General features: G+C 29.5%; 15 protein-coding genes. 10 read left to right on the forward strand and 5 right to left on the reverse strand.

The window, feature by feature from the left end; genetic code table 11:
* Window positions 1–244: 244 nt before the first annotated feature.
* The gene (gene sppA / locus ABIN17_08625) at window positions 245–1,096 is read right to left on the reverse strand and encodes a signal peptide peptidase SppA (GenBank protein MEO0285115.1); all 852 of its coding nucleotides are present in this window, start codon (window positions 1,094–1,096) and stop codon (window positions 245–247) included.
* A gap of 47 nt (window positions 1,097–1,143) precedes the next feature.
* Here sppA and ABIN17_08630 point away from each other — a divergent pair, with 47 nt between their 5' ends.
* The 4 genes from ABIN17_08630 to ABIN17_08645 all read left to right on the forward strand — a co-directional run bounded on the left by ABIN17_08630 (window position 1,144) and on the right by ABIN17_08645 (window position 6,496).
* Window positions 1,144–2,799, forward strand: a complete 1,656-nt coding sequence (locus tag ABIN17_08630) for a hypothetical protein (GenBank protein ID MEO0285116.1) — start codon at window positions 1,144–1,146, stop codon at window positions 2,797–2,799.
* The gene (gene murA / locus ABIN17_08635; GenBank protein ID MEO0285117.1) at window positions 2,783–4,063 is read left to right on the forward strand and encodes a UDP-N-acetylglucosamine 1-carboxyvinyltransferase; all 1,281 of its coding nucleotides are present in this window, start codon (window positions 2,783–2,785) and stop codon (window positions 4,061–4,063) included. The genes ABIN17_08630 and murA overlap by 17 nt, the downstream gene beginning before the upstream one ends.
* Window positions 4,064–4,068: 5 nt before the next feature.
* The gene (locus tag ABIN17_08640) at window positions 4,069–5,073 is read left to right on the forward strand and encodes a hypothetical protein (protein MEO0285118.1); all 1,005 of its coding nucleotides are present in this window, start codon (window positions 4,069–4,071) and stop codon (window positions 5,071–5,073) included.
* 226 nt (window positions 5,074–5,299) lie between these two features.
* Window positions 5,300–6,496, forward strand: a complete 1,197-nt coding sequence (locus ABIN17_08645) for a 2,3-bisphosphoglycerate-independent phosphoglycerate mutase (protein ID MEO0285119.1) — start codon at window positions 5,300–5,302, stop codon at window positions 6,494–6,496.
* 2 nt (window positions 6,497–6,498) lie between these two features.
* Here ABIN17_08645 and ABIN17_08650 read toward each other — a convergent pair whose 3' ends face one another.
* From ABIN17_08650 to ABIN17_08660, 3 genes are read right to left on the reverse strand one after another with little or no spacing between them, the layout of a single operon-like run.
* Window positions 6,499–6,864 (reverse strand): DUF2089 domain-containing protein, encoded by a 366-nt coding sequence (locus ABIN17_08650; GenBank protein MEO0285120.1) that lies wholly within the window; start codon window positions 6,862–6,864, stop codon window positions 6,499–6,501.
* The gene (locus tag ABIN17_08655; GenBank protein ID MEO0285121.1) at window positions 6,861–7,118 is read right to left on the reverse strand and encodes a DUF5668 domain-containing protein; all 258 of its coding nucleotides are present in this window, start codon (window positions 7,116–7,118) and stop codon (window positions 6,861–6,863) included. Before ABIN17_08655 ends, ABIN17_08650 begins: the two co-directional genes overlap by 4 nt.
* Before the next feature lie 13 nt (window positions 7,119–7,131).
* Window positions 7,132–7,482, reverse strand: coding sequence for a hypothetical protein (locus ABIN17_08660; GenBank protein ID MEO0285122.1), 351 nt, complete (start codon window positions 7,480–7,482; stop codon window positions 7,132–7,134).
* A gap of 179 nt (window positions 7,483–7,661) precedes the next feature.
* On the opposite strand from ABIN17_08660, the gene ABIN17_08665 reads away from it, so the two are divergent.
* From ABIN17_08665 to ABIN17_08685, 5 genes are read left to right on the forward strand one after another with little or no spacing between them, the layout of a single operon-like run.
* On the forward strand, window positions 7,662–8,231 hold the full coding sequence (locus tag ABIN17_08665; GenBank protein MEO0285123.1) for a hypothetical protein: 570 nt from the start codon (window positions 7,662–7,664) through the stop codon (window positions 8,229–8,231).
* Window positions 8,232–8,241: 10 nt separating this feature from the next.
* Window positions 8,242–10,152: a CocE/NonD family hydrolase gene (locus ABIN17_08670; GenBank protein MEO0285124.1), complete on the forward strand. Its 1,911-nt coding sequence runs from the start codon at window positions 8,242–8,244 to the stop codon at window positions 10,150–10,152.
* A 51-nt stretch (window positions 10,153–10,203) separates the two neighbouring features.
* A complete protein-coding gene (locus ABIN17_08675) occupies window positions 10,204–11,130 on the forward strand; it encodes a TerC/Alx family metal homeostasis membrane protein (protein MEO0285125.1) in 927 nt (308 codons plus the stop codon).
* 9 nt (window positions 11,131–11,139) lie between these two features.
* Window positions 11,140–11,937, forward strand: coding sequence for a mechanosensitive ion channel family protein (locus tag ABIN17_08680; protein MEO0285126.1), 798 nt, complete (start codon window positions 11,140–11,142; stop codon window positions 11,935–11,937).
* The gene (locus ABIN17_08685; protein MEO0285127.1) at window positions 11,934–13,055 is read left to right on the forward strand and encodes a radical SAM protein; all 1,122 of its coding nucleotides are present in this window, start codon (window positions 11,934–11,936) and stop codon (window positions 13,053–13,055) included. Before ABIN17_08680 ends, ABIN17_08685 begins: the two co-directional genes overlap by 4 nt.
* Here ABIN17_08685 and ABIN17_08690 read toward each other — a convergent pair.
* Entirely contained in the window at window positions 12,999–14,216 is a 1,218-nt protein-coding gene (locus tag ABIN17_08690; GenBank protein ID MEO0285128.1) for an MFS transporter, read from the reverse strand. The genes ABIN17_08685 and ABIN17_08690 overlap by 57 nt on opposite strands.
* Before the next feature lie 55 nt (window positions 14,217–14,271).
* Between ABIN17_08690 and metG the strand changes: the two genes are divergently transcribed.
* Window positions 14,272–16,248, forward strand: coding sequence for a methionine--tRNA ligase (metG, locus tag ABIN17_08695; protein ID MEO0285129.1), 1,977 nt, complete (start codon window positions 14,272–14,274; stop codon window positions 16,246–16,248).
* Window positions 16,249–16,355 lie beyond the last annotated feature (107 nt).

The following is a 16,355-nucleotide window of genomic DNA, read 5'->3' on the forward strand; positions in this document are numbered from 1 at the left end:
GTAAAATATCATAACATTTTAAACTGGTTATTAAAATTTTCGGTTTTACTCTATTTTTTTCTCCTAAAACTTTCCGCTCCCCCTTAAACTTGAAAATATTATCATCCGATACATAAATTTTTATCTCTATTAAATCAAGAGTCACCTCAATTGATAACTGATAGCCAGAAATCTCTCTTTAAAAATTTTAATTCCTTTATACCAAAATTCTTCCTTTTCACTCTTTCTCCTTGTATTTTTTACCTCAAAAAATCATTATATATTTTAATTTTAAAAAATTTAAATTAACTAATTCCTCAAATAACATGTATAAAAGACCCCTTCTTCTTTCAGGTGGTCTTATTTCCTTAGGTTTTTCTTTTATTCCAGCAAGTTTTCCAGCTAATAGAAGAGCATCTTCATAGGTTCCGAGTGTATCGATAAGTCCCAATTTTTTAGCCTGTCTTCCTGTAAATATTTTACCCTCCGCCCATTCCTTTAAATTTAAAGTATCAAGATTTCTCCTTATAGAAACTTCTTTAAAAAATTGCCTGTATACATCATCAAGTAAATCCTCAAGATATTTTTTTTCTTCCTCTGAAATATCTCTGAAGGGAGAACCAACATCCTTAAACTTTCCCTTCTTAAAAATTCTAAACTTTATTCCTATCTTTTCCAAAAGTTCATAAAAGGATGGAAACTCTGCTATGACACCTATTGAACCTGTTATTGCACCTGGAGCAGCCATTATCTTATCAGCAGAAATTGCAACATAATAACCTCCTGAAGCACCAACTGCTGAAATATAAGCAACAACAGGAACATTTTTCTCTTCTTTAAATTTTCTTATAGAATAGTATATTTCCTGTGACGCAACTACACCTCCACCCGGAGAATTTATGTAAATAAGTAATGCTTTAACATCCTTTCTTTTTTTTAAATAATCAAGATTTTTTCTGTATGTCTTTGAATCTACAAGAACATCTTTAACTTCAAAAATTCCAACTCCACCTTTAATTGGTGTAGACTTTTGAGTTTTTATTGAAAGGAAAGAGAGTATATAGACTAAAAGAATTCCAAGTATAATTCCACCTGTTATTAAAATTTTTTTATTCATATTTAATTTTAAGGCAAAAATTTTTATAAATCCATTATAATAAAATTATGATTTTCTTATTTATTTTTCTTCAACCTATATTATCTGAAGTATTAAATGATGCTCCTGGAAGTGAAACTCAAAGTGGAAGGAGAAATGAATGGATTGAAATTTATAACTCGGGTCCTGATACCCTTGATTTATCCCTTTATGGAATTACAGATTTTGATGAACCCATTGATTCAATTGTTGCCTGGAAAGATTCTCTAATTTTGAGATTTCATCCAGGGGTTATATTTGGCAAAACAAAATTGCCCCCATTAAGGTTTGGTGTTATTCTTGACCCTGACTATACAGATACTTTAAACACAGAATATCCTCAACCTTATAGAATTGACCCTGGAACTTATATATTTAAAATAAGTGATAAGGATATAGGAAATAATGGAAGCGGACTTGCACTTACTGACCCCATAGCAATCTTTGAACTTTCAAATCCTTCAGTTTATGTTTCCACATTTGGTATAAACGGGGTCCCTTTTACAAGCGGTCACGATGGAATATCAATTGAAAGAATTATATTAGAAGGACCTGACTCTATTTCTAACTGGGGAAAGTCAACTGATCCAACAAAATCTACACCCGGAAGATTTAATTCAGTTTCACCTGGATTTGACCTTACTTTTAAAAGGGTTTATGTTAAACCTACTTTTATAAAAATTAACGAAAGTTTTTCTGTTTATTTTCTTATAAAAAATGCTGGAACTCTTACCTATTCAGGTAATATAGGTGGTTATATTAAAATTTTAAATACTAAAAATTTTGAGCTTGATACAACAATTAAAGGCGGTGATTCTATCTTATATTCCATAACTACACAGGAATCTGAAAGGGGAATTTTTAATCTTGATTTAAAAATTAATCCAGTACTAAATGAAAAGGATACATTTAATAACACTTCAAGTTTCAAAGTAATAATTGATACATATTTAATTTATATAACTGAAATATTTTATAACGGTTCTCCAGAATGGATTGAAATAAAAACAAATTCAAGGGATACAGTTCTTTTAAACAATTTCATTTTAATGGATGAAACAAAAAAACCCTGTTTGATAAATAACATAAAAATACCGGGTGATACATATGCAATTTTCACATCGGATACAGAAAGTTTTTATGGTGTTTATGGTAAAATTCCCTTTACTTTTCAATTATCAAACTTTCCTGCTTTTAATAATGATGGTGATTTGGTTTTTATCACAGATAATTTAAAGGAGAGAATTGATTCTGTTAGATATTATCCTGAATGGGGAGGTAGTTTTGGAATATCTCTTGAAAGGTATTCCTTTGGAACTTCCTGGTTAAAAGAAAACTGGGGTTCCTCACAGGATCCAAAAGGTGCTACACCTGGAAGAGGTCCCTATAAGATTGAAATGGGAGAAAATAAGTTGATTTTAAAGGGAAGAAGATTTACTCCAAATAATGATGGAAGGGACGATGAAATTGAAATATGGATTTCTCCATCCAAGGAACTTTCTTCACTTTATTTATACGATTCAGCGGGATTTTTAAAACATACATTCTTTGAAAACCAAGTTATAAATTTCCCAAAACTTATCAAATTAACAGAAAATAATATAGGGCTTAAAAAGGGACTTTATATTGTTGTTTTAAAACAGGGTAATAGAATTTATAAAAATACCTTTGTTTACTTTGAATAGTAAAAAGTATCTTTTAATAGAGGGTTCTCATCCTTTAAGGGGAGAAGTAGAACTTCAGGGTGCAAAAAATTCTGCTTTACCTCTTTTTGCTTCAATGATTATTATGGATGGAAAAACAAGGTTTACTAAAATTCCAGTTGTTGATGATGTAAAAACAATGATTTCTCTTTTATCACATCTTGGGCTTGAAATTAATTTTGACAAAAAAAATAGATGTGTAGAAATTGAAAATAATGGGATAAAAGAGGCACAAGCTCCTTTATCCTATATACAGAAAATGAGAGCTTCAATATATGTCTTAGGTCCTCTTCTTGCAATGAAAGGGAAAGCAAAAGTTGGGATTCCTGGAGGATGTTCTTTTGGACCAAGACCTATAAACTTTCATTTAGAGGCTTTAAAAAAAATGGGAGCAAAAATTGATATAGAGGGTGGATTTATAATTGCAAGAGCAAATAAACTTAAAGGAACAAAAATAAAATTTAAAAGGGTGAGTGTTGGAGCAACTGCTCATATTGCAATGACAGCTTCAAGAATTGAAGAAGAGACCATTCTTGAAAATATATCTCTTGAACCAGAAGTTATTCATCTTTTTGATTTTTTAAAAAGCTGCGGTGTGAAAATTGAAATTGAGGGAAGAAGAGCAATTATAAAGGGTAATAGTAATTTAAAACCACCTTTAAATTTTGAAAACATACCTGATAGAATTGAAGCAGGAACTTATATGATGTTTGTTTCAGGAACAGGTGGTGAAATCATTTTAAAACCAAACCCTTCTAAATATCTTGAAAGTGTTATAAAGGTTTTAAGAAAAACTGGTGTTTACATAGAAGATAAAGGTGATTTTCTTTATTTAAAAAGAGAAAAAGATTTAAATTCTTGTAACATAACAACATCACCCTATCCAGGTTATCCAACAGATTTACAACCCCAAATTGTTGCTCTTTTAACTCAAGCAAAAGGGAAAAGCCTTGTAAAAGAGAGAATTTATCCTGAAAGGTTTGGTTATGTGGGAGAGCTAATAAAAATGGGTGCTGATATTGAAGTGGGACATGGCTATGCAAAAATTGAAGGAAAAACCAGATTAAAAGGGGCTCCTCTTTTTGCACCTGACATAAGAGCAGGAGCAGGTTTAATACTTGCAAGTCTTGTAGCAGAAGGTAAATCTCAGATTATTGGAATAGAAAATATAAAAAGGGGATATGAGAAAATTGATAAAAAACTGAAAAAATTGGGAGCACGGGTTGAAATAAGAGATAGAGATTAGAGATTATGGAATGGAAAATTAATTATATAAAGCCTTATAAATTTCAAGAAGAATATATTCCTTTCATTTTAATAATCTCTTTACCCCTCACCATCTTAATCATATATATAATTTTCGCAAAATTTGAAATTGGAGCCCCTTTTTTAATCATTTTTCTTTTTATAATTTTTTCCCTTTTTTTTGATTTTTTGGTTTTACTTAATCTAATACAGAAAAAGAAAGCTTTAAAATGGTTTGATGATCTTTTAAAAAATATAAAAAAAATAGAAACAGAAGAAAAAGATAAAAAACTTTTAATTAAACTTATTTTAAATAAACCTTTTAACAGATTAAAAATAAAAAGTGGTGAAATTTTTATAGAGAGATACATTGTTTCTACAGGTAAATCTTCACATATTGTAACAAAATATAGAATTAATGAACATAAAAAATATGAATTTAATAATAATTCTCAAATTGAATTTGAAATTGAAAGAAGAAAGGTTTTAGGTTATTTAGAAAAAGAAAGGGGGTTTATAGAAGGTTCAGGAATTATTTTAGAGGGAATTTTCAAAAAGAAATTCATAATTTTATTTTCTGATGATACTTTAAAAGAAAAATTTAGATTAAAGGAAAATATATTAACACTTCAAAACAGTATAAGGGCTTATCTTGAAGTACTTTCTATAACTGAAAGAGAAATAAAAATGTATTTATCTATAACTAATAAAGAAAAAGCAAGAAGCTTTAAAGTTGAGATAGAATGGGTAAATAAAATGAATATAAGGAATCCTTACATAGTAAGGGAACTAATTTCAAGAAATGAAGATGTAGGAAGTTATGAAATAAATTACAAATTATTTGAAAAAGATGATAAAAATATCTATATCTTTCCTGAATTTTATTTTCCTGAAAAAATAAAACTATTAAAAATAGCAAAAAGCAAAAATTTTAAAATTTTTTTAAAATTATCAGCAGATTTCCCCCTTTCACCAGATAAGACTATTAAAACGGAAATTACATTTGAGTAATTTTTAATATTTTTCAGTAGGAGCCCATAATATTCCGAAAAAAACTTATACACTGATCCTTTAAAAAAGACAAAAATTTGTTTGATTGAAAAAATAGTTAATAGGTTCAAAATCTATTCCAAATTTTTTTTATATGATTAATCATAAAGGAGATTCAAACAAAAAGCCAGGGGGTTCATTCTCTATCCTTTTGAGAATTCTTTTTAATTAAATCTTATAATTAATTATGAAAATCATAAAAGAAATTTATACAAAAAATAACAAGAAGATTTTACTTTTTGTTATTGATGGCATGTCAGGACTTCCATTAAAGGGAAAAACTGAAATGGAATGCGCCAAAAAACCTAACCTTGATAACCTTGCAAAAAATTCAAGCTGTGGAAGAATTTTACCTACAGAATGGGGAATAACACCAGGTAGCGGACCTGCCCATCTTTCCCTCTTTGGCTATAATCCATTTAAATACCAGATTGGAAGAGGAGTTTTAGAAGCACTTGGAGTTGGAGCTGACCTTAAAAAGAAAGATGTAGCAATCAGATGCAATTTCTGCACCATAGATGAAAATGGAATTGTTACCGACAGAAGAGCAGGAAGAATTGAAACTGAAGAATCAAAAAAACTTGTTGAAAAAATAAAAGGTGAAATAAAAAAAATAGAAGATGTTGAAATAATCCTTTATCCTGGAAAAGAACATAGATTTGTTTTAATTTTAAGAGGTGAGGATATTTATCCTGAATTAAATGATACTGATCCGCTTAAAGAGGGAAAAAAACCTAAGGAACTTATTGCAAGGGATAAAAAGGCAGAAAAAACAAAAAGGGTAATTGAAAGTTTTTTAAATAAAGTAAAAGAAATTTTAAAAGGGGAAAAAAGAGCAAATTTTGTTCTTTTAAGGGGATTTTCCTCCCTACCTGAATGGGAAACTTTTGAAGAAAAATGGGGGTTAAAAGCCTGTGGAATAGCCTATTATCCTATGTACAGAGGACTTGCAAAACTTGTTGGAATGGATACACCTGAAGGAATAACAAAGTTTGAAGAAGCAATTAAAGTTTTAAAAGAAAAAATTAAAGATTATGATTTTATATACCTTCATTATAAGGAAACAGATAAAAAGGGAGAAGATGGAGATTTTGAAGGTAAAGTTAAGGAAATTGAAAGAGTTGATAAATTTATTCCTGAAATTGTTGATCTTGGATTTGATGTTTTAGCAATTACAGCAGATCACTCAACCCCTGCAATAATGAAAAGCCATTCCTGGCATCCAACACCCCTTCTTATTTATTCGAAAATACAGGAACCTGACCCATGCGAGAAATTTGATGAAAGGGAAGTTTTAAAGGGTTATCTTGGAACAATAAAAGGTTATAAATTAATGCCACTTTTACTTGCCCTATCAGGTAAACTGGAAAAATTCGGTGCCTGAAATTATTTTCCTTTTATCCTCTCAATAGCTTCCTCAAAACTTATTTCACCTTTATAAAGACTATCAAGAATTTCTGATATCTTATTTTTTTCTTCCTTTTCACTTTCAATTCCTATATTTTTCAGGAACTCTTCAAATCTTGTCCTTACAGTGGGATAAGATACACCCATTACTTTTGCGAGTTCCGATAGATTCCCCCTTGTTTTTAAAAATAAAATCAAAAATTCTAAATCACTGGAACTGAGATTAAGTATAGGCGAAAAATAAAAATCTCCCTCTATTTCGGTTTTACATTCAGGACAGTAATATCTTTTTATTTTCAATTCTGAATTACATACAGGACACCTTGTAAGTATATTTTTCTTCATAAATCTTCAATTTCCTTTTTTGCTTCATCAACATTTATTTCTCCCTTTTCCAATCTTTCAAGAATTTCTAAAACTTTTCTTCTTTTTGACTTTTTTATTCTATTTCTTTTTCTAAGAGAGGAAATTATCATATAAATTCCCACAAAAACTATTATAAGAGGCCAATCCCTTGACCATTTAAAAAAAGATAAATAACCAAGATTTAAAAACCATATTAAAAATCCTATGAAAATCAGTATAAAAGCACTTTTCATAATTTTTTCCCTCCTATTCAATCCATATTTTTACAACATCCCCATCTTCAGTTTTTACATTTAAAATTTCACCTTCTGAATCAATATTAATTGAAGAAAGAATCTCCTCAAGATCAATATCCTTTTCCTTTAAATCCTCTATTTTATCCCTTGGTATAAATTTAAGACCAAATTTTAAAAGGGATACAGGAATCTTTAAATTCACTTCATCACCCTCTTCATCCTTAACATAAATTTTAAACATTTTCACTTTTTTCCCTTTTTTAAATACATCATCAAGAACTGCTTCTATCAACCTGTATCCATCATCAGCATTTATTTTACCTTCCTCCACCATCTTCAAAATTTTTTTAATTTCTTCCATAATTTTTTATATTTTTAATGGATTTGAACCAAATTTATAAAATTTATTTTATAAATTATAAAATTTATTTTATATTTTTGCAAGTTTTTTTAAAATTTTTTATAAAGTTTTGAGAAATTTTAGTTTTTTGAAAATATCTTTTATTTGAAAATTTTTTTAAAATAGATTTAAAATTAGTTATGGCTGAGATGAAGGTTAAAGGGATTCTTTTAAAGAGTCTTAGGGAGTTTGTATTAGAGAATTTTGGAGAAGAAGGGTTTAATAAGTTACAAGAGATGCTTTCAGAGGGCTCAAGAAAACTCCTTAAAGCTCCTTTGATGGATGCGGCAAGTTATGATGGTAATCTTTTCCTTGAAATAAACAGAAAAATATGTGAAACATTTGGCGAAGGAAAACCTGAATTTGCAAGAAAATTAGGTGCCTTTTCTGCAAAAAAATCTGTAAGAGGAGCTTTTAAATTTATACTTAAACTGGCAAGCATTCCCTGGGCATTAAGAAGGGGTGAGACCATTTATAAAATGTATTATCCCAATATGGGAAAATTGAAGATTATTAAAATTGACGAAGAAAAAAGTGAAGGGATTGTGGCCATAGATGATGTTCCTTTTAAGGACCCTTATTTTGAAGAGAGAATTGCAGGCTGGATAGAGGAAATGGGTAAAATTCTTGGTTCTAAAAAAGCTTCTATTGAAATTAAAAAATCTGTTTTTAAAGGAGATGATAAAATAGAATACTTTATAAGTTGGTAAGGAGGTAAATATGGGATTAACAAAATTATTAATATCAATGAATTTATTTTCTTATTCAGTTGACACGGTTATGGTTCAAATGAGGGATGGTGTAAATCTTGTAACTGAAATCTGTTATCCCTGGTGGTATCAATATTTTCCTGAACCTTTGCCTGTTTTAATTGCAAGAACACCTTATCCAAGAGATCAGATATTAAGTAATGAAATGAGAATCCTCATATGTGATCTTTTTAATTATGTCCTTGTCATTCAAAGTGTAAGGGGTTACCAAGGATCTCAAGGTTTCCCAACAGTTTTTCTAACTGATGGATGGGGTGAATTAAGGGATGGATACGATTTGGTTGAATGGGTTAAAAATCAATCTTTCTGTAATGGAAACATTGGAACTTTTGGACCTTCTGCTCTTGGAATAACTCAATATATGTTATCAGGTGTTGTGCATCCAAATTTAAAAACCCTTATACCCTGGATTGCCTGTCATAATATGTATTTTTATGCTGCTTTTCCAGGTGGTGAATTCAGAAAAGCCCTTGTTGAAAACTGGTTAAATGGTATAGGAACACCTTTTTTAATTGACTCTGTATGTAAACACCCTTCCTATGACTCTTTGTGGAAAAAACTTAATCTTAATACCCGCCTTGATTCAGTGATTTATCCGATGTTTCATTTTGCTGGTTGGTTTGATATATTCCTTGAGTCACAAATAGAGGCCTTTGAAAAAATAAACTTTCTCGGTAATAACTTCGCAAGGGGAAAACAGAAACTTATAATAGGACCTTGGGGACACCAGACTTTTGGACAAAACACTCAGGGAGATTTAACTTTCCCAGGCAATGCAGATTGGATTTCAAACCTTAAAGTAGCTCAATTACAGTTCACATGGTTTGATTATTATTTAAATGGAGAAATAAACGATCCTGATGATTCTTTTTTAATATTCGGGAAAAGAGTTGAATTTTATTTAATGGGAGATGTTAATTATTCTGATACAACTTTATTTAACAGATGGTATTACTCTGATACCTTTCCACCAAAAGGTGTCAAATACTACAAATTTTATCTTCATTCTGATTTTTCCCTTACCTTAAATCCACCTGATTTAGGTGATACTTATTCCTCTTATATTTCAAGACCCTGGGATCCTGTTCCAACAATTGGTGGAAATGAGTTTATAGGAATACCAAATGATGCTTACGGTCCAAAGGATATTTCATCAATTCTCTCAAGAACTGATGTTTTAGTTTTTACAAGTCCCTTACTTGATACATCTTATGCTGTAGTTGGTAGACCAATTATGGTTCTTTATGGATCTTCTCTTGCCTATGACACTGATTTTATGGTCAGATTAGCAGATGTTTATCCTGATGGAAGAACAATACTTATCCAGGATAATGTTTTAAAAGCAAGGTTTAGACACGGTTTTGAAAATGAAGAGTTACTTATTCCTAACCAAATTGACACATTTTATATTCCCCTTTGGAGCACTGCTTATGTATTTAACAAAAATCACAGGATTAGAATAGTAATTTCTTCAACAAATTATCCAAGATTTGAAGTTAATCCACAAACGGGTGCTCCTTTTATGAGAAATGATCCTAACCAGGTAGAAACAATAAATACGGTATATATGAATAGCACTTTTCCATCACATATTCTATTGCCCCTAATGTGGCCTCATCCTGTTTATGTTAAGGATAAAGAAATTGCTGATAAGTATGATATAAAATTTAAAACATTATTAAAAGGTGATAAAGATCTGTTAATTATGAAAGAGAAAGCTTTTTCAAACACAGAGATGGAATTTTTTGATATAAAGGGTTCAAAAATCTCTCTTGAAAAAAGTTTAAAATCAGGAATTTATTTTGTTCTTATAAAAAATAAAAAAATAAGAAAAAATGCTAAAATTATATATTTAAAATAAGTTTGAAAAAATAAATTTTATAAGGTAAAATAATCAACTTAATTTTAAAACATGACTGAAAGTATTTGGGTTTGGATAATTTTTTTGTCTTTTGTTATTTTCGCACTAATGGTTGACCTCGGGGTTTTTCACAGGAGAGCACATATTCTCTCCTTTAAAGAAGCGCTTTTTTTCAGCATATTCTGGGTTTCAATATCATTTTTAATTAATTTTATCATTCTCTTATTATGGGGAAACCAAAAAGCCCTTGAATTCTTAACAGGTTACCTTATTGAATTATCCCTTTCTGCCGATAACATTTTTGTTTTTGCTCTTATTTTTAATTATTTTAATGTCCCAAAAGAAAATAGACACAGAGTTTTATTCTGGGGAATTCTTGGAGCAATTTTTATGAGGCTTTTCTTTATTTTAACAGGTGTTGCTTTACTAAAAAAATTCCACTTTTTTATTTATGTTCTTGGTATCATTGTAATTGTTTCAGGAATAAATTTAGTGAGAAGAAAAAAAGAAGAAATACACCCAGAAAAAAATCCTGTTTTAATTTTTTTTAAAAAATTTTTCCCTTTTACCACAAATTATCATGGTCAAAAATTTTTTGTCAGAATTAACTCTAAATTTATGTTAACTCCTTTATTTATTGTTCTTGTTGCTATCGAAACAACAGATATTGTATTTGCAGTGGATTCGGTTCCTGCAATACTTGCAATAACAAGAGATGCTTTTATAGTTTTTACTTCAAATATTTGTGCCATCCTTGGACTAAGATCCTTTTACTTTTTACTTGAGAATTTAATGAATTTATTCCTATATCTTGATAAGGGACTTGCTATTATACTCATTTTCATAGGTATTAAAATGCTTATAAGTGAATTTTATAAAATACATACAGGTATTGCTCTTTTATTTGTGCTATTTATAATTTTTATTTCAATATTTCTTTCCCTAATTAAAGGAAAAAATTCCGAAAAATCCTTATAATTATTTTCTATGAATGAAAAAGTCTTTAATTTCCTTTTAGCAATTTTAATTGTTTTTGTTACAGCTATTTTTATAAAAATTTTAAATCTCAATATAAGAAAAATTTTGGAAAACAAACTTGAAAAACAGGAATTAATTTTAATAGAAAGAATTGTAAAATACGGAATAATCGGAATTGTTATTATCTCTATTTTACCTCTTTTGGGCTTTAATATTTCGGGTCTTCTTGTTACAGGAGGAATTTTAAGTATCGTGCTTGGTTTTTCCAGTCAAAAAATTATTTCAAATCTCTTATCAGGAATTTTGCTTATTCTTGAAAAACCCATTAAAATAGGTGACGAAGTAGAAATAGAGGGAATAACAGGTTTTGTAGAGGACATAAGTATAATATCAACATTAATTAAAACCTATGAGGGAACTTTTGTTAGAATCCCAAATGAAAAAGTTTTTAATTCAAACATAACAAATTTTAATAAAAATTCTATAAGAAGAATTGAGTACAAAATTGGAATAAGTTATAAAGAGAATATAGATAGAACCATCACCATTATTGAAAGTTTACTCCAAAAAAATACATTTGTTCTCAAGGAACCAAAACCAGAAGTTTTTGTTTCCAGTTTGGGTGGAAATTCAATTGAAATAACAATAAGATTCTGGTCCCCTACAAAGACCTGGTATGAAATGAGGAAAAAAATGCTTTTAGAAATTAAAAGAGAACTTGAAAGTAAAGGAATTGAAATTCCCTATCCTCAGAAAATTGTATATTTAGAAGAAAAAACTTTTAAAAAAGAGGAAAATAAAATATGAAAAAATTTATATATGAAAAACCTATAAATGTTTATTTTGAGTCAACAATAGCCTGTGACCTTAAATGTAAACATTGCAGAGCAGAAGCAATTCCTGAAAGATCCCCCTTTGAACTTAAAACAGAAGAGGTAAAAAATTTAATGGATGACATAAAAAATATGGGTTCTCATCTTGTTATTTCAGGTGGTGACCCTTTAAAAAGAGAAGACTTATTTGAACTTCTCCTTTATGCAAAAAATATTAAACTTCCAGTTGCAGTTACACCTACCACATCACCCCTTGCCACCTATGAAAATGTAAAGAAAATGAAAGAATTATCAATCTATGCCCTGGGTATAAGCCTTGATGGTCCAGATAAAAACACTCAAGATTCCTTCAGGGGTGTTAATGGAACTTTTGAAAATTCAATGAGTGTTTTAAATTATGCGAAGGAACTTTCAATAAAAGTCCAAGTTAATACAACCTGCACAAGAGAAACTATAGAGAGAATAAAGGAAATTTATTATCTTCTCTTAAAAAATTTTTCACCACCTGTTAATAGATGGAGTGTTTTTTTCCTCGTACCTGTTGGAAGAGGTGCTGAACTTGAACTACCTTCAAAAAGAGAAATTGAAGATTTACTTTTATTTTTATACGAAAAATCAAAGGAAGCACCTTTTCATATAACAACAACTGAAGCACCCTTTTATAAGATCTTCTATACTCTAAAAGAAATAGAAAAAGGAAAAAGTTTAGATGAAATAATTATGGATACAAGAAAACTTGGTTTGGGAGTTAGGGATGGTAATGGGGTTATTTTTGTTTCTTATAAGGGAGATATTTATCCTGCTGGTTTTTTACCTTTAAAACTTGGAAATGTTAGAGAAAATAAATTATCCTATGTTTATGAAAATAATGAAATTTTAAAAAATCTAAGGAATACAGAACTTTTAAAAGGTAAATGCGGTATTTGCTATTTCAAAGATATGTGCGGTGGCTCAAGGTCAAGAGCTTACACAATGAAAGGTGATTACCTTGAAGAAGATCCTGTATGTATTTTTGATGAAAAATTTTTAAAGAAATTAAAAGTTAATTTTTCTCAAGGTTTTAAAAAAGAAAAAAGCAAAGAGACCTGTTAAGGCACCACCTGAACCCCCTATTAAAAAAAGAAGAGGAGGTGAAAGATACTCCCCTAAAATTCCTGTTAAGAGTGAAGAAATAGCCATAAATCCTATAACAGTTAATTGAATCATTGAAAAAACCCTTGCAATATACCTTTCAGGAACATATTCCTGTATGAGGGTTGTTCTTGGAACAGTTATAAAAGATATAAAGAAACCATGAATTAAAATCATAAGAAGAGCAAGATAATAATTCTTTATAAAAATAAATGGGATATATGTAATACCATCCATAAATATTCCGAATATAAGCAAAAGTCTCTTTTTATAATAAATGCCGTATTTAGCAATGAATATAGTTCCAACTAACCATCCAAAGGATAAAAAGGAGTGAAAGTAAGCAAGGTGATGTGCTTTTAAATTAAAATAATTTTTTATTAAAAGATTTGCACCAACCACAGCAGGTCCCATAATAAAAAGATTATCAAGAGCAGTTAGAATTAGTAGACCTCTTAAAAGTTTATCCTTTAAAATGAATTTTAACCCTTCAATAAAATCAGTTTTAAGAGGAATTTTAGTTTTTTTATCTTCAGGAATAAATAAAATTCCAATAAGTAAAAAAGATATAAAAAAAGTTATGCCATCAATTAAAAATAAATTAAGAATTTTATTAACAGGATCACCTTTTAAAATTGTAAGTAAAAATCCAGCTAAAAAGGTTCCAATAACCTGAGCAATCTGTGTTGAACTCTGAATAAAAGCATTTATCCTTAAAAGAGTTTTTCCTTCAGCAATCTTTGGAATAACAGAATCTCTTGCAGGAAAGAAAAAGCTTGAAAAAGTTGAAAGCAAAAAAGCGGAAATTGACAAAGTGATAAAATTTAAAAAATTATTCTTATAAAGTAAAGGAACCAAAAATAAAATAAGTGCCCTTAAAAGGTCAGAATATATCATAACTTTCTTTTTTTTAAATCTATCAACAAAGAATCCAGCAAAAATACCAAAAATTAAATAGGGCAAAGTTTCAGAAAAACTTGTTATTCCTGCCTTAAAAGAGGCTTTCTCTTTTTCAATTAAAAGAATAAGAAATAAAAGAGAGGCAAAAAAGAGATTATCTCCCACTGCTGAGATAAATTGACTTAACCAGAAAATTATAATTCTTTCTTTTCCCTTAATCATTTTAGTTCTGTTAGTATAATTTAACTTATAATTTTTTTTCCTTTATAATTATCTCATGGAAAAAATACTTGTAACATCTGCTTTACCCTATGCTAATGGTCCGCTTCATTTAGGACATATTGCAGGATGTTACTTACCCGCTGATATATATGTAAGGTATTTGAGAATGAAAAATAAAAAGGTAATTCATATATGTGGAACCGATGAACATGGAGTCCCGATCACTATAAGTGCTGAGAAAGAGAAAAAAACTCCACGCGAACTTGTTGATTACTATTATGAAGTAATAAAAAATTCTTTTGAAAAACTTTCTATCTCCTTTGATTACTTTGGTAGAACTACAAGAGAACACCATAAAACTCTTTCTCAGAATTTTTTCTTAAAAATTTATGAAAAAGGGTATATAGAAAGAAGGGAAGAAAAAAATTATTATTGTGGAAACTGTAAAAGATTTTTACCGGATAGATACATTGAAGGAATATGTCCCTATTGCAAAGCTGAAGGAGCAAGAGGTGATCAGTGCGAAAGCTGTGGAAGATGGCTTGAAACCTTTGAACTCCTTGAACCAAAATGTAAAATTTGTGGTGGAACCCCTTATTTAAAAGATACTTTTAATTATTACTTTTTATTACCAAAATTAAAAAATGAACTTGAAAAATGGTTAGATAAAAAGGAAAACTGGAAGGATTTTGTAAGAAACTTTGCTTTATCCTGGGTCAGGGAGGGTTTAAAGGCACGTTCAATAACAAGGGATTTATCCTGGGGTGTTCCTGTTCCCCTGAAGGAGGCTAAAGAAAAAGTTTTATATGTCTGGTTTGATGCTCCTATTGGTTACATATCTATTACTCAGGAATGGGCAGAGAAAAATGGTGAAAACTGGGAGGAATGGTGGAAAAATAGTGATACAAAGCTCGTTCATTTTCTTGGTAAGGATAACATTGTTTTTCATGCTGTAATATGGCCAGCAATGCTTATTGCTCATGGTGAATTTATTCTTCCCTCAGAGATACCTGCCAATCAGTATTTACTAATGAAAGGTGGTAAAATGTCCACTTCAAGGGGAGCTGCTTTATGGCTTGATGATTTTTTAAAGAAATATCATCCTGATTACATAAGATTTGGAATTTCAAGAGTTTTACCTGAAACAAAGGACTCAGATTTCATAGTTAATGATTTTGAAAGGGATTGTGATACTTATCTATCAAATGATATAGGAAACCTTGTTTCAAGGATTTTTAAATTATTTGAAAAATATTTTAATAACAGGGTTCCTCAAAAAGGAAAAGAGGAAGAAAGGGAAAATAGATTGTGGAGTATTATAAGGGAAAAAATTATAAGAATTGAAGAATATTTTGAAAATTTCAAATTCAGACAGGCTTTACAGGAGATAATAGAAATAAGTCAGGAAGTAAATAGGTACATAGACTTTTCTAAACCATGGGATGTTTTAAAAGAGGATAAAGTTTCAGGAGGGAGAGTAATTTACAATTCACTTAAGGCAATAAAACTTTTATCTTCGCTTTTATATCCATTTTTACCATTAACAATGAAAGTTTTGAGAGACTCCTTTAATTTAAAAGAACCTTCTTGGGATGAGATTAAAGAAATCCCTTTAGAGGAAGGTGAAATTTTAAAAACACCACCTATCTTATTTCCGAGGATTAAGGAAAAAATGCCAGAAGAAATTATGAGAGAGAAAGAAGAGGAATTTATAACTTATGAAGAATTCAGAAAGGTAAAACTTCTTGTTGGAAAAGTTCTCGAAGTTTACGATATAAAGGGAGCAGATAAGTTATATAAACTTGAGGTAGATACAGGAGATAGGGTAAGAACAATTGTTGCAGGTATAAAGGAAAGTTACAGTAAGGAAGAATTAAAGGGAAAGAATGTTATAATAGTTTCAAATTTAGAACCGAGGAAAATAAAGGGAGTAATCTCAGAGGGAATGCTTTTAGCAGTTGAGGATAAAAGTGGAAAAATTACTATTTTAACAACTGAGAAAGATACTGAACCGGGTCTTTTAGTGCTTTAAAAAAATTATTAAAATTTTAACAATCCTCAATATCTTTAAAGAGATTTAGGGAATCGCAAGGTAAAATAGAGTCTTTTATTCCTAAATCAAGAGCACCCATAAGAAGA

The organism is candidate division WOR-3 bacterium, assembly GCA_039803925.1.
GTDB lineage: Bacteria > Hydrothermota > Hydrothermia > Hydrothermales > JAJRUZ01 > JBCNVI01.

Coding starts and splice junctions, on each gene's coding strand:
- sppA (MEO0285115.1), bottom strand. CDS start 1,096: ATGAATAAAAAAATTTTAATAACAGGTGGAATTATACTTGGAATTCTT.
- ABIN17_08630 (MEO0285116.1), top strand. CDS start 1,144: ATGATTTTCTTATTTATTTTTCTTCAACCTATATTATCTGAAGTATTA.
- ABIN17_08640 (MEO0285118.1), top strand. CDS start 4,069: ATGGAATGGAAAATTAATTATATAAAGCCTTATAAATTTCAAGAAGAA.
- ABIN17_08645 (MEO0285119.1), top strand. CDS start 5,300: ATGAAAATCATAAAAGAAATTTATACAAAAAATAACAAGAAGATTTTA.
- ABIN17_08650 (MEO0285120.1), bottom strand. CDS start 6,864: ATGAAGAAAAATATACTTACAAGGTGTCCTGTATGTAATTCAGAATTG.
- ABIN17_08655 (MEO0285121.1), bottom strand. CDS start 7,118: ATGAAAAGTGCTTTTATACTGATTTTCATAGGATTTTTAATATGGTTT.
- ABIN17_08660 (MEO0285122.1), bottom strand. CDS start 7,482: ATGGAAGAAATTAAAAAAATTTTGAAGATGGTGGAGGAAGGTAAAATA.
- ABIN17_08665 (MEO0285123.1), top strand. CDS start 7,662: ATGGCTGAGATGAAGGTTAAAGGGATTCTTTTAAAGAGTCTTAGGGAG.
- ABIN17_08670 (MEO0285124.1), top strand. CDS start 8,242: ATGGGATTAACAAAATTATTAATATCAATGAATTTATTTTCTTATTCA.
- ABIN17_08675 (MEO0285125.1), top strand. CDS start 10,204: ATGACTGAAAGTATTTGGGTTTGGATAATTTTTTTGTCTTTTGTTATT.
- ABIN17_08680 (MEO0285126.1), top strand. CDS start 11,140: ATGAATGAAAAAGTCTTTAATTTCCTTTTAGCAATTTTAATTGTTTTT.
- ABIN17_08685 (MEO0285127.1), top strand. CDS start 11,934: ATGAAAAAATTTATATATGAAAAACCTATAAATGTTTATTTTGAGTCA.
- ABIN17_08690 (MEO0285128.1), bottom strand. CDS start 14,216: ATGATTAAGGGAAAAGAAAGAATTATAATTTTCTGGTTAAGTCAATTT.
- metG (MEO0285129.1), top strand. CDS start 14,272: ATGGAAAAAATACTTGTAACATCTGCTTTACCCTATGCTAATGGTCCG.